Raw genomic sequence first — 14,911 nt, 5'->3', positions numbered from 1 at the left:
ATTCTTTAAGTTGTTCATTTAACTCATTTTTGCCCATGCTGAACACAAGAACTTTGTCATATGATGAAAATGTTTCTGGGTACTTAAATATTGCTTTAGCATAAGAACAATTGCCATCATCAAAAAGAAATCACAAAACTAATTTATTCATGTAACTCCTAATATTCTTTTAAAAATTACAAGTTTTGGAGTGTAGAGTTGGAAAGAAAGGTAGTATAAAAAAGTCCTTCGAAAAGGACTTCTTGTTCCTACCAATCCCAAGCTAAGTCTTTTTCCTTACCACACACACCTGATGCGTAATGCTTTTAAATTAGTAGTTTTTTATAGATGCCACCTGTTTTTGAACATGGCCATAAAATTTGTAGTAATTCAATAACGTGTAATAGAAAACATAAAAAAAGATTGTTCATCAATCTTAATTAATTTGTGAAGTAGTTCATATTTGATAACCAAAATTATTTAGTCAAGATCATCACCAGCACCAAATGGGGCAATTCAACAAAAAATGGTTGCACTGTTAAAAAGATATCCCAAGAAAGACAAAATTATAATTAATGTTTTATTTCCAATAGTATTTTTTACTATAACATCTTTTGTTGTGAAATAATCTCAGAAGTTTCTAAAAAATCCTATTATAATTGTCGAGTCATCTGGATATTCCCTTCAGAATGCAATTTGCGTTGCTACCGCAAATGCAAAGAAACCCAATACTAGACTTATAATTATTCAAATAATTCCATGAGCTATCGGTAAAAAATATTTGAATACAAAGAAAAGAGTTAAAAAAATAGCAATAATTAAAAAACCAATAAAAAAACTAAAAATAATGGCTTGTACTTTAGTTTTAGTAATTTTAACTGAAACAGGTTTATGGAAAAATTTATAAATAAGAACAAAGGTTGCAATGACTATAATACCAAGTAAAATTCCCCGAATAATTTTTCCGGCTTTAGTAAACATTAATGTTGCAAAAATAACTAAAAGAATGAGTGAGACTATTGAATAAATTACTATATGCATATAAATTTAAAATTATGTTTATTATTCTAAATTATATTCTTTTAAAACCTAATGTTATATTTAAACTACGATAACTTCTTAATTTCTTTTTGATTTATTTTATTAAATAAGTTTTTAATTGAATCTTTTTTAAAAAAATGTGAAATTTCTTAAAAATTGTTGTAAAAAATAAGTATATGGGAAATAAAAAGACTAATACTAAAATTACGAATAATAATAAAAAACAAAAGGATGAAAATAGAAAGAAAAAAAGAAAATATTTACTTGGCATAGCTGCATTACTACTAGGAAGTGGATTGATCGCAGGAACTGCAGTTGCATTATCTAGAAATAAGAAAAGAATTGTAAGAAAGGATGATAAGAATAAAAGAACAATTATTGATTTAGAAAATGCAATTAATGCAAAAACAAGAATGCTTCCAATTTTATATACTGAGGATAAAGATAAAATTATTAAACAAATTAATATCAAAATTAATAAGCAAAAGTTCTATAAAAAACTTATAAACTTGACGCTAAATGATATTGATATCGTATTTTCAAAAGAAACAAATAGCATTCAAGTAATTGCAAAGGAAAATCAAGATAAATACAAAGGAAAAATTGAACTTAAATTTGCAAGAATTAATGCAGACCAAATTTTTAATTCTAAAAATAAATTCTTAGGTAGATTTGATGAAATTGATAAAAATGAAATAATTGATCGCATTATTAAGTTAAATAAAGATGGACTTAAAGATATTGACTTCAATAAACATTTTGAAATTTCAATCATAAATGATACTGTTACAATCAAAGCAAAGGAATCTTCAAATTTTTATAAGGGACAAATTACAGGATATAAGTTTAAATTAAGATCAAAAGTAAGTGATTTGATTGACACAAAAGAAATTGATAATTATGAATTTGATCTGAAACCTGATCACAAAAAAATTATTGATCTAATTAAGGATAAAAATCCATCCTTAAAAGACTTTGATTTTGAGGATAATTTTATTATTGAAATAACTGATAACAAAGTAGTTATTGTTCCAATTTCAAATGATTATAAAGATAAGTTGGAATTTGATTTTAGAGTTAAACCTGAACCAGAAAAAAATCAAGATGAAGTTTATGATGAAGATGATAAAACAGAACTTAAAGAAATTGGATACTTCAAGAATGATTATGGTCAATGACAAATTAAACCAATTCCAGCAACAGTTAAAAAAGTACCATCAAAACTTCCGGGCTTTATAACTAATCTAAAAGGCGCATTTAAAGGGAATATCAACAGTCATATTGAAGGTCTAGACAAATGAGATACTAGCAATGTTACTAATATGATTGATATGTTTAAAGATGCAGCCAACTTTAATCAATCTTTAGCAAATTTTGATACTTCAAGAGTTGTTGATATGGGAAGAATGTTTTCAGGTGCTTCTTCATTTAATCAAGATATATCACACTTTAAGACATCAAGAGTCCAAAATATGGGTGAATTATTTAAAGATGCACATTCGTTTAATCAAGATATTAGATCCTGAGATACATCAAGAGTAAGTGATATGAATAAGATGTTTATGAATGCTAAGGAATTTAATCAAGATTTATCAGAATGAAATGTAAAAAAGGTTATTTTTGCAAAAGATTTTAATACAAATGCACACCCAATGTTTGCAAATAAGAAGATTCCAAAAAAACTAATTAGTTACATATAAATAAATTAAAGAATAAAAATAAGCAGTCTACGAATATTGGCTGCTTATTTTATTGAAGTTCTTTTTTTAATTTAAATAATTTATTTAAAAACTCTTCTTTTGTATATTCTTCTGTTGTATTCGAGTTGTATGCTCTTACTGCTAATTTATTGTTTTCAATTTCATTTTTACCAATGATTACAATAAATTTTGTTTTATTTATTTGTGCTTCTCTTATTTTTTTATTAATTCTTTCGTTACGTAAATCAACATCAACATTGATATCTAAGTCTAGGAATTCTTCATACAAGTCTTGGCAGTATTGATTGAATTCATTATTAATTGGCAATATGATAACTTGTTTTGGACTAAGTCAATAAGGAAGAATCCCTTTAGTTTGTTCTAATAGTGTGGCGATAAAACGTTCATATGTTCCAATTAATCCTCTATGAATTAAAATTGGACGTTCAAATTCCTCTTTATCATTTACAAATTTCATATCAAATCGCTGAGGCAATAGAAAATCAAGTTGCAAAGTCGACATTGTAATGATACGATTTAGAGCTGTTTTAACTTGGAAATCTACTTTTGGGCCATAGAATGCCGCTTCACCAATAAATTCCTTATATTCAATGTTTAATTCATTTAAAACATTTCGTAAGTCATTTTCAGCCTTATTTCACATTTCATCATCGTCAAAAAACTTTTCTTTATCGTTTATATCTCTTAATGATAGCGAAATATGATCAATTTCAATTTTAAAGTCACTTAGGGCTTTTAAAATCATTTTATATAGATGTTTAAATTCATCTTTGATTTGATCAGCTCTAACAAAAACATGACCTTCTGTTAGATCCATCGAACGTACTCTTTCGAGACCTGAAAGAGCTCCTGATTTTTCATAACGATATAATCTTGATTGTTCAGAGTATCTAATTGGCAAATCACGATAGGAGCGTCTTGTTGAATTAAATAATATTATGTGATGCGGACAAGTCATTGGACGGGCAATCAAGGTTTCATTATCCATTTTAATCGGGTTAAACATTGTATCATGATAATGTGCTCAGTGTCCACTTATTTCATATAATTTTTTTTCTCCAAAATGTGGCGTTAAAACTTCTTTAAAACCGAATTTTTTATCTAGTTTTAAGATATATTGACGAATTGCATTATGAATTTTCATTCCATCATCAAGTCATGCAGGAAAACCTTGACCAGATAGTTGATTAAACATAAATAAATTCAAATCTTTACCTATCTTTCTATGATCTCTTTCTTTTCTTTCTTCAAGAATTTTTAGGTATGCATCTAAATCTTCTTTTGTTTCTCATGAGGTACCATATATTCTTGTAAGCATCTTATTATTTGAGTTTCCTCTTCAATAAGCACCAGCAGTTGAAAGTAATTTAAAATGTTTAATTTCTTTTGTATTTTCTATATGTCCACCCGCACATAAATCAGTAAATAAAATCTCGTTTGTTTTAGGATGGATGAATTGAAAGAATGTAATTTCTTTGTTTTGAGATGCAAACTCATCATACAACTCTTTTTTATATGGTTGATTGTTAAAATCAAAATATTCTTTGCTAACTTGTTTAGTTTCAAAACCTTGCTCAGCAAGTTTTTTCATTAGTTTTTCAATCTTTGGTAAGTCAGATTCTAAAATTGGATTTTCAAATTCAAAATCATAATAGAAGCCTTCCTCAATTGCAGGTCCAATCGCTAATTTTGTATTTGGATATAGTCTTAAAATTGCTGCAGCTAATAAATGTGAAGTTGAATGATTTAATTTATTATTCGCTTTCATTTTTTAAACCTAGTGCTTTCATTAATTTCATTAAATTCTTATTTGCTAGTATTTGTGCTTTTTTTGCGCCACATGATGCATACAAGTCAACTTTATTGATTACTTCATCATATTTTTTTTGAATTTTAGTTAAAAATTTTTTAACGCTGAGACCAACTTCATTTTTTAGTTCACCATAGTTTTTAGTTTTAAATCTTTCTTCAGTTTCTTGTAGTGAAATATTTTCAAGGGATGAATAAATACTTAATAAGTTTTTAATTCCAGGTTTAGTATCAGATAAATAGATTTTTCCTTCTGAATCAGTCACTGCTTTCATTATTTTTTTGTATGCTACTTCGGGATTATCAAGTAAATATATTGATGCTTTTTCATTAATGTCAGATTTGGACATTTTTTTAGTTGGGTCACTTAAAGACATAATTCTTGATCCAACTTCTGGAATATAGGGCTTGGGAATTTTGAAATCAGTTTTAAATTTGTTATTCAATCTTTGGGCAATATTTCTTGTCAATTCAACATGTTGTTTTTGGTCGGCACCAACTGGAACTAGATCTGCATCATATAGAAGAATATCTCCAACCATTAATGTCGGATACATAAGTAGGCCTGTTGGTATTGTTTCCATACCGTTTGATGTTCTAATTTTTTGAGACTTATCTTTGAATTGTGTCATTCTTGATAATTCTCCAATTGTTGTATTGACAGTAATTAGTCAATTCATTAATCCATGCTCAATTACATCTGATTGAAAAAACAATGTTGTTTTATTCAGATCAATTCCACAAGCAATAAAAAGTGCATATATATTTTTTTTGTTTTCTTTTAGCTTATTTGGATCAATCGGTAGGGTAAGAGCGTGTAAGTCAGCAATAAAAACATAACTTTCATATTCATCCTGAAATTTTACAATATTTCTGATTGCCCCAATATAGTTAGCTAGAGTTAATTTACCCGTTGCAGTTATTCCACTTAATATTCTTTTTTTATTCATAATCATCCCTTTAATTTAATCAAGCAAAATATTAAAGTCTTAATAAATTTTATTATATTTTAATAAATAATATAGATGATATTAATAATATTTATTTATTAATAATTTAGGAATTTAATTTGTATATTTAGGATTTAAATTAAATATAATTTAAAAGTAAAATAGACGAAATTTGGCTTCTGGAGTTTGATTTATGAATAATAAAAATAAATTCTTATATGTTTTCTTAATCATTATAACTTTTGGGTTTATCTTAATTTATTGAAAGAAAAAATATAGACAATCAAAAACAAAGAATTATTTATCAAAAGATACAAAAATTAATTTTGATACAAATTTATTGATTGAATATTTAGGAGGAATTGAAAATATTCAAAGTATTTCTTCTACCCAAAAAGTTATTAAAATTAATTTTTATGAAAAAGAAAAGATTAAAGTGCAAAATTTAAAACAATTAGATGGAGTAAGTGGTTTAGCAATTCAAAGTAAGAGTGTATCTTTAGTTGTTGGTAATATTGCTAAGTATCTTGAAGAAAAAATTAATGGAGTGAAATAATGAATCAATCCAATAGTAAATATCAAACATTGATGGCAAACTTATTGAATATTGATACATTTGATTCATCCTTGTTTAGTTTAATTGACAATGAAAAATACTTTGATGTTCTAAAAAGCTTTGGTGATGATGTTTTTGATCAAATTTATCAAAATTTCAATATTGATTGTGTCTTAACTGAAATTTCAAGTTTAGATATTGCAAAAAAAGTTGCTGAGGCAAAAAACAAAGCAGAAGTAATTTCAATTTTTAAATACTACAATAAATTTATTGATGAGCAAAATCTGAAACTATTAGGAACAAATTTCGAAAAAGCTAAAAATGCAATTATTGCTAAACAGGAAACTGAATTTCAAAAGTCAATTGTAAAATGAAAAAAAATCCTCAATCGAGCACAAAATATGAACATTGAAACCAATATTTGGCCTTTGCATATAGGATTTTTGTATATTTCAATTAAAACTGAGAATAAGACTATCTATGCACCTTTATTTTTCAAAGAAGTTGTGATTGAAGTAAGAAATTCAATGATTCACTTACAATCTAATTCAGATGTAAGATTGAATAGTAAATTAATTACATATTTAAGTCAAGAAGGATTTTCTTTGAATATTGATGCTTTTGATTTAAATAATTTATCAATCGAAGAGATTTTTGAGAAACTAAAAGTTTATTGAGCTCCAATGTTTAAGATGCCTGAAAGTCTAAAAAAGGGAATTAAGAATCTTCAAGTTGAAAGTATCAATAACACAGCAATTCAATTACATCCTGGAATTGTTATTGGATTTTATAATGTTTCATCTGGATATTTATGAAATCAAATGAAAAAGATTATTGATAATAATGAATTTGATGAAATTTTAAATCCTAACTTTAACAAAAATATTTATCGAGAAAAAATTAGAAGAGTTATTTTTGATAACAAATTTAGATTATTTAAAATTCAAGAAACAAACTTTTCACAGGATGTTGCAACTGTTTCTTCTTTGTATCAAGATACAATCATTTGAGGGCCTCCAGGAACAGGAAAATCACAAACAATAACTAATTTAATTACAAATATAATTGCAAGAGGATTTACTGCCCTAGTAGTCAGCCAAAAAAAAGCTGCCTTAGATGTCTTAAGAAATCGTTTAAAAAAATTATCAATTTTTTGTCTATTTGCTCTTAATGATAAAAACCTAAGACAAGAAACTTTCTATGAACCGCTAAGAGAATTTATTAATATCTTAGAAAATTATGAAAATTCTGATCATGAGGAAGCTATTGAGATTTTTAGTGACGAGGATGAAGAATATCTAAAAAATATTAATTCGATTAAGCAAACTAAAAATTTAGATAATATTATTAATTTTTATTCAGCGATAATGAATGGTAATTTTAATTTGCAAGTATATGAAGACTTAAAACTTCTTGATCCTTCATTAGATTATGATATAGAAGCAAATTTTTTTGATTTAAAATCAATTTCACATGCCTTATACGAAAAAAATTTCAATAAAAAATGAAATATATTTTCAATCATTCCTAGAAATATTAAAGAGGTTGCCAATGTATTATTAGGCAATGAAAATCTATTAACGATCAATATTAATGAAGCCCTAAAATATTTAAATTTAGTTAGTTATGAAGAAATAATTAAATTTAGTGATGAATATAAAAAGATTTTGATTAACAGAACTCTTTTTTTAAACGATGATAAAAAACTTGTTAAGATGTTGCTTGAAAAAACATTTGAAAAAATGTCAAACTTTAATAATTTACAAAAAGCACAATATACGTCTTTTGCAATGGCAATTCGAACTGGGCATCTAAAACCATATAAGTTCTTTCATAAGCATAAGGAAATGATTAAATTGCTATTTCCAGTCATTGTTACAACCCCAGAACTTGATTTATCAATGTGGGATAAGCAAGAATTTGATTATGTCGTAATGGATGAATCTTCACAAATGTATATTGAAAAAGGAATTCCAATTCTTTATTTAGGTAAAAGAAAAGTTTTAGCTGGAGATAGTCAACAAATGCAACCAACAAGATGATTCTCAGCCACTTATAACTTTGATGAGGAAGATGATTTTGGAAGTATTGAGTCATTGCTTGACTATGCATTAGCAAGAGGTGTCTATTCAATCTTACTTGATAAAAATTATCGTTCTAAAAAAGCAACTTTGATGACTTTTTCATCCAAACATTTCTATCAATCAAAATTAGATGTGATTGATGATTATGAATTATCGTTATCAAAGACTAAAGCAATTGAAGTTTTTAATGTTGATGGTCAATGAGATAATAGCCTAAATGCAGCTGAAGGAGCTAAGGTTATTGAATTAGCTAAAAATAATTTAGATAAATATGAAAAAATAATTATTCTAGTTTTCAATATTAAACAACAAGAATATTTAGTTAATTCAATTTTTGGATCTGAGCCGCTTCTTGAAAAAGCATTGATGTCTGAAAAAATCGTATTAAAAAATATTGAAAATATTCAAGGTGATGAGGCCGACTTAGTTATTATGTCAGTTGTATATGATAAAAACACTGCCTTATATAATACTTACGTTGCAAGAAAAGGTGGAAAAAATGCTTTGAATGTTGCAATATCAAGAGCGAAAGAAAAAATTTTTGTTGTCAAGTCAATTTATTCATACGATATTGAGATCTCGGAAAGATCAACTATTGATATGATCAAATTTAAAGAATGACTTGAATTTCTTGATTTACCTTTATCTAAACAAAAGAATTATTTAGATGAGGTTAATGATTTTTTAGCAACAAAGGTGCATACTATCCCAGTTGATCTAAAATTCAAAATTGATGTTTTAAGTGAACTCAAAGAATTATTGGATACAACTGACTTAGAATTTCAATCAAATTACTCAATCGGAACTAAGACAATTGATATTGTATTAATTAATAAAGTAAGTAATAAATTAGTTCAAGGCTTTATTCTTGATAATTTTGCATATGGAACAAATTATAGGGATTATTTAATTTTTAAGGATAGTATTAATTTTCTAGCTTCAAAGAAATATCCAATCATTACAATTTCTGAAATAAAATGACCTATAATTAAACAAAAAATATTTAATTATGTAAAGAATTTAATTGCAGAAGAAAAAGAATTAAATAAAGTAATTATTGAAAATAAAATTGAAGTTAGTGATAAAAATATAGATTCAAATTACATGACCAAAGAATGAAATCTAAAAGAAATAAGAAATAAAGACACAACTGAAATTGATAATAAAGTAATTGAGTTAACTTTAGCTAAGGATGAATCAATGAACGAAGAAAATAAACAACTAAAAGAAGAAAAGAAAGAACTTAAAGAAAATGAATTGGTCAATGAAATTGATGATTTTTATGTAGAAGAAGAATTCGATATTAATCAACAATTTAAAGAAATTGATGAGCACGAAAAACATGTTGATCAAATTCAATTGCATATTGATCAATTTGATGAAGTTGATTCATTACCCGAAGAATCTCAAAACAATGAAATTGCTTATGAAAAAACTGATGATTTTGTTGAAGTTGAAATTGATGAAAATATTGTAGATAAAAATAAATTTGAAGAACCAGAGGATCTTGAGGATACTAGCTTAACCAAATCCTTTAATAATAAAGAAAAATTGGATGATACTGTTGAAGTTGATTTATATGAGGTTGTCGATGATTATGAAGATGATCAAACGAAAACTTTTAGTTATCCAAAACTAGGAAAATAAAATTAAATAGAAAGACATAAATGAAAAAAAAGAATAGACAAGAAATTGATTGAATTGATTCAATTGACAATGATATTAGTATAGAAGATCAACTAAAACACAAAGAGTTTGCAAAACAGTCTATAAAAGCTAAGAAAATAAAAAAAATATTATTTTGAACTTTTACTTCAGCCGCTTTAACTACAATCATTGGTGCAACAATAGGAATTCAATTAAGCAAGCCAAAAAATGCATTAATTTATTGGTATGATAAGATACAAAAATACTCATTTTCAGAAATATTGTTAAATAACAATAAAAAAGAATATCCAATAAAACTTACGATTAATAAGAACAAAAAAATTCCAAACCAAACACCAGAAGGTCTACTTGAATATCTTGTAAATAATAAGATTGAAACTAATAAAAATCTTATTTTTGGTAGTAAAGAAACTGAAGGCTATGCAAAATTAGAATTTCTTAATAAAGATAAGAATTGATATATTGAGTTTGAGAATTTTGTTATTGATACAATATCAAAAGATATTCTAATTGTTGATTTAGTTTTTAAAGAAAAAGGAAATTCAGAAATTGATTTTGTAATTCGTAATTTTCCAATTAGAACTGAAAAAGAAACAGAAAAATATAATTTAGAATCATTAGATCAAACTAAAAAAAATAATACTATAAAAAATTCCAAAGCTATAATTGATGAAATTAAGTCAAAGATTGCCTATAGTTTCTATAGTCCAATCGATCTAAAAGGTAATTATCCACAAGAAAAAATTAATTCCTATAAAAATATACTAAAGCAATATATTGAAGAATTTAATCAACTATATAATTTAAATAATCAAGATTTGAAGTTTTATCAAAGACTTGATATTTCACGATTATTTAGCGAACCATTTAGTCATTTAATTAAAGTAAATGAAGATTTAGGATCATTAAGAATTTATTCAAATGCCGCCATTGAAACATCCAACTTTTTCTCACCTTTAATTTTTAATTCAAAAATTGAACTAAAAAATATTGATACTGATAATTGGCAAGAAGAAACACATTTAAAATTTAAGGCAAAAATTGTTACATTGGGAACGGAGACTAAAAAGATCGGCAGAAAAAAAATTCAATATGGTATTTATATTGAAGCAACAAATAATGAACAAAAAGAGATTGAATTTGATATTCCTCTAAGATTTAAAAAAACTTCAAAATAAAATCAAGGAAAAAAATAGTTCCTTGATTTTTCTATGAGTCATGCTATGAATTTTAGAAGTGATTTTTATTTAAAAGAATTAATAGATAGAAAATCCAATAAAAAAGTAAAGACAATAACTAGAATAAGACGCTGTAGTAAGTCATATTTACTTCTTAATCTATCTTATTAAAATCTAATTTCTTCAAATATTAAGAAAGAACAGATATTCAATATTTCACTTGAATGATATAAAAATATAATTGAATTTTTATTTTTCTTAAGGAAAAAATTCATAAAAATGCCTTATTTTCTTAAATAAAGCATTTTAAAGTATATTGCTATTCTTTTATTCTTATTTTTGTTTTTCCCTTGTGCGAAGTATCTTTATATTGTTTAGTAATGTTAAAATATTTCTTTTCTATCTACGAATAAAATTTATTTTTATCCCTAAACATAAAGTTCTTTTTTAATAAGCTATAACTATTTCTTAATTTCAAAGTATTGGATATTCTTTAAATTTTCATGCAATTTTTTCATTACTTTATCATAAGTATAAGCAGAAGCTGGGGAGTTATTTAATTCATTATCTTCTTCATAAAGACTTTCAAATAGTTCCATATCCATTACATTAATTGCTAAGCAATTAATAGCAATTTCTTTATCGTTATCATATAAGTTTTTTTTAAGAATTACATTTTCTTCATCTTGTGTAGTTAATTCTCTATTTTTATCAGTTCTACTTTTAGTAGAAAGATAATAAACCTTATCATTAGAATAAAAGATTAAATAAGGTCTACTTGCCCCATAAGCATCAATTTCATTACCTTTTCTATCTTTAGTTACTGGAAGGCTATTTTCTTTATTTCTTTGTTTATATACTTTACCGATTAATAATTTACTCATATTAGAAATTATAGTACAAAAAAGTATAGGCAATAACCTATACTTTTAGTTCTATCTCTTAATTTCGTAATCTCTAAGTCATACAGGGTCAGTAGAACCACACTGCCAATTTAGTTGTTTCTTTTTTTAACCCGAGTACCAGGATCGGAGAGTGGTTGAAACCAATCCACTAATCAATAAGAAAACTAAGTTTTCTATGTCATTAGTATAGCATAAATTTTGAATTAATAAAATTTTAGTTTTTTTATTAATTAGTAATGAGTATAAATACCTTCAAATAACAATAATTTAATTAGATAATAATTTATCATCATTAAGAAATAAGCATCTAAAAAGGCATTATTTAAAATTAAAGTTATAAAACTAGTCCTCCTCCGTCACCTAATATATTAGTCTTTTTGTTTTGCTTAGCAATTTCTTCAAATTCTTCTTCTACTAGTGAATAGAATTTATCTTCATCTTTATATATTAAGTCCCTATATTTTCATTTTATTTCTTCGTTATAAGTAGTAATTATTTGTTCACAAATATCTTTGTTTTTAATTGTTTCTTTTTTTCTTTTTCAAATTGTGTTGTCTGAATCAAAACTATCGACTTCGAAGTATTGGATATCATCTAAATTCTTATATAGTTTTTCCATTACACTATTATAAATACTTGGTGAAGTTAGATAGTTATTTAATTCATTATCTTTTTCATAAAGAGATTCAAATAGTCTTCGATCCATTACATTAATTACTGAGCAGTCTATCGCTATTTCTTTATCATTACCATATAAGTCTTGGTTAAGAACTAAATTTCCTTCATCTTGTGTAGTTAATTCTCTATTTTTATCAGTTATACTTTTAGTAGAAAGATAATAAACCTTTTCATCAGAATAAAAGATTAAAAATGGTCTATTTATTCCATGCCCAATAATATCATCTCCAAATTTACTTTTTGCTATGGGAAGCATATTCTCTTTATTTCTTTGTTTATATACTTTACCGATTAATAATTTACTCATATTAGAAATTATAGTACAAAAAAGTATAGGTAATGACCTATACTTTTAGTTCTATCTCTTGATTTCGCCATCTCCAGGGTAGGCAGGGCCAGCTAGAACCACACTGCCAATTTAGTTCTTATTAGGAACAATTTTATTTTAGCATAAATTTTAGAATTAATAAAAATTTTTTAGTTTTTTTTTATTAATTAGTAAGCAGTATAAATACCTTATTTTTATTTTTGACAATTGGCAGTCTATTTTCTTTATTTCTTTGCTTATATACTTTACCGATTAATAATTTACTCATATTAGAAATTATAATAAAAAACATAGGCAAATGCCTATGTTTGGTTCACTCTCCTCATTTCGTAATCTCTAAGTCATACAGGGTCAGTAGAACCACACTGCCAATCTAATTGTTTCTTTTTTTAACCGCAAATACTAGGACAGCGAGAGTGGTTGAAACCAATCCACTAGCATGATTTAGAAAACTTAATTTTCTACTAACTAGTATAGCATAGATTTTAGAATTAGTAGAATCTTTTATTTAATTTTATCTAAGTGAAGTGTAAAAAATAGGTATGTTAAAGTCTCTAGTCAATTAGAGACTTTTTGATTTCTCATTTTAAAAAGTCTCAAATTAAAAGAAGGGAGATTTTATATGAGTAATATTTTAAAAACATCAAATTTTAAATACAAAGCTGAGTTTAAAAAAACTCATGATGATTTCTTCTTTTGAGTTAAATATGAGAAAAAAATTTACGATAAGTTAACACCAAATGCAATTAAGATTTTGCTTAAGTGCAAATTAAAAATTGGCGAAGCAATGTTTAATTTATTGTCTAAAAGAAAAGTGAGTTTCGAACTTCTTGCGATTAGTAAAGAACTAGGGGCAAGAATTAAATTTGTTCCATTGCTGGAACTAGAAAAATTAGGTTTTAAAAGATCAACCCTAACTGAAACAGTTAAATACTTATCGTCTTTAGGTTACCTTGAACATGATCTAAAAGGAAACATTAAAATTACAAATAAAGTTTGATGTGAACGTGGCGAAAAATTTATTAATTTAAATTCTACTTTAAGATGAAAACTTCTGCTAACTGACGTTTCGCTTGTTACTTTATGAAACACTCAAAATTTCCTTTTATTTCAAAAAAAACTTATAAATAAGAAAAATAAAAAGTTTTTAAAGTTTACTACTAACCCTAAAAAACTCAATGCTGGTTTTACAATAATAAACACAAACAAAACATTGTGACTTCAAGAGTTAAATTCAAAATGTCTTAAGTTTTTAAAAGGTAATAAAAATACCATTTTAAAATGTTTTAAGATGCTAACTAAAATTTATAAGATTTATTTCTTATACAAAAAAAGCAAAAATAAGACTAACTTTACATCAAGATATTTAATTTTAAAAAAACCTTTTGTAATTTAAAAAAAATTAAATTACTTTTTAGTTATATAGAAGTTTGCATTTTTTAAAAAATTGATGCAACATAATAGAAATTCATTATTTTTACTTGCTAAATTGATAACCATAAAAAGAATATATAAATATATTCTTAATAGTAAAGACAATACTCAAGATTTTTTCAAGATTTTTTAAAGAGATAAATTAGATAAGGAATTAATTAGATATGCTGAATACTTCAAATAATAAAATTTTAGGTAAAAATAAATGAGTATATAAAAAATAATCTTGTTTGTTTCATTCGAATTTGCAAACTATAAAACTAAAAAAAGACCTAATGAAGAAACTGGGCATATACATAACTTTAAGTTTTATAAAGAAGGTATTTTTATAGATTATATAAGTCGTCCAAGTGCTGTATATGTTCAAGATATAGATGATGATCGAAATTCATTAATAAACCAAATGGAAATAAAAAAAATGAATTTTGTTGAGTTTATAAATTCACGAACATTATCTAAACAACAAATAACTAAAGAATTAAAAGATTTAGAAAATAAAAGTGGATTACATTTACTTTTTAATAAAGAACCTAAGGATATAGATCTAGAAATTGCTAAAAAGCAATTTGAAAAAATTAAT

At 25.2% G+C, this 14,911-nt stretch carries 10 protein-coding genes and 1 pseudogene; 6 read left to right on the top strand and 5 right to left on the bottom strand.

All coding sequences use genetic code 4. From position 1 onward, the window contains the following. Positions 1–459: 459 nt before the first annotated feature. Complete coding sequence (locus BCF89_RS08615; protein WP_111518869.1) at positions 460–1,020, bottom strand: hypothetical protein; 561 nt, start codon at positions 1,018–1,020, stop codon at positions 460–462. 176 nt (positions 1,021–1,196) lie between these two features. On the opposite strand from BCF89_RS08615, the gene BCF89_RS03040 reads away from it, so the two are divergent. After that, positions 1,197–2,720: a BspA family leucine-rich repeat surface protein gene (locus tag BCF89_RS03040; protein WP_111518871.1), complete on the top strand. Its 1,524-nt coding sequence runs from the start codon at positions 1,197–1,199 to the stop codon at positions 2,718–2,720. A gap of 49 nt (positions 2,721–2,769) precedes the next feature. Here BCF89_RS03040 and thrS read toward each other — a convergent pair whose 3' ends face one another. Further along, complete coding sequence (gene thrS, locus BCF89_RS08610) at positions 2,770–4,509, bottom strand: threonine--tRNA ligase (RefSeq protein ID WP_111518867.1); 1,740 nt, start codon at positions 4,507–4,509, stop codon at positions 2,770–2,772. Next, the gene (gene trpS / locus BCF89_RS03030; RefSeq protein ID WP_111518865.1) at positions 4,496–5,500 is read right to left on the bottom strand and encodes a tryptophan--tRNA ligase; all 1,005 of its coding nucleotides are present in this window, start codon (positions 5,498–5,500) and stop codon (positions 4,496–4,498) included. Before trpS ends, thrS begins: the two co-directional genes overlap by 14 nt. 193 nt (positions 5,501–5,693) lie before the next feature. Between trpS and BCF89_RS08605 the strand changes: the two genes are divergently transcribed. Genes BCF89_RS08605 through BCF89_RS08595 form a run of 3 tightly spaced genes read left to right on the top strand, consistent with a single transcriptional unit; the run spans position 5,694 to position 10,986 of the window. Continuing rightward, on the top strand, positions 5,694–6,056 hold the full coding sequence (locus tag BCF89_RS08605; protein WP_111518863.1) for a PTS sugar transporter subunit IIB: 363 nt from the start codon (positions 5,694–5,696) through the stop codon (positions 6,054–6,056). Then, positions 6,056–9,787 carry a DEAD/DEAH box helicase gene (locus BCF89_RS08600; RefSeq protein WP_111518861.1) on the top strand — a complete coding sequence of 1,244 codons (3,732 nt, stop codon included), beginning with the start codon at positions 6,056–6,058 and terminating at the stop codon, positions 9,785–9,787. The genes BCF89_RS08605 and BCF89_RS08600 overlap by 1 nt, the downstream gene beginning before the upstream one ends. 20 nt (positions 9,788–9,807) lie before the next feature. Next, entirely contained in the window at positions 9,808–10,986 is a 1,179-nt protein-coding gene (locus BCF89_RS08595; protein WP_111518859.1) for a hypothetical protein, read from the top strand. A 461-nt stretch (positions 10,987–11,447) separates the two neighbouring features. Here the strand turns inward: BCF89_RS08595 and BCF89_RS03010 are convergent, their stop codons facing one another. After that, on the bottom strand, positions 11,448–11,870 hold the full coding sequence (locus tag BCF89_RS03010; protein WP_111518857.1) for an Mbov_0400 family ICE element protein: 423 nt from the start codon (positions 11,868–11,870) through the stop codon (positions 11,448–11,450). A gap of 355 nt (positions 11,871–12,225) precedes the next feature. After that, complete coding sequence (locus BCF89_RS03005) at positions 12,226–12,876, bottom strand: Mbov_0400 family ICE element protein (protein ID WP_111518855.1); 651 nt, start codon at positions 12,874–12,876, stop codon at positions 12,226–12,228. A gap of 643 nt (positions 12,877–13,519) precedes the next feature. Between BCF89_RS03005 and BCF89_RS08590 the strand changes: the two genes are divergently transcribed. Next, positions 13,520–14,293, top strand: a complete 774-nt coding sequence (locus BCF89_RS08590; protein WP_111518853.1) for an MAGa4850 family ICE element protein — start codon at positions 13,520–13,522, stop codon at positions 14,291–14,293. A gap of 264 nt (positions 14,294–14,557) precedes the next feature. Then, positions 14,558–14,911, top strand: a pseudogene (locus BCF89_RS02995) (hypothetical protein); the annotation flags it as partial.

This window comes from Metamycoplasma auris (genome assembly GCF_003253435.1).
GTDB classification, from domain to species: domain Bacteria; phylum Bacillota_I; class Bacilli_A; order Mycoplasmatales; family Metamycoplasmataceae; genus Metamycoplasma; species Metamycoplasma auris.
The sequence above is the reverse complement of the archived record's forward strand: the minus strand, read 5'-3'. Positions and strand labels throughout refer to the sequence as shown.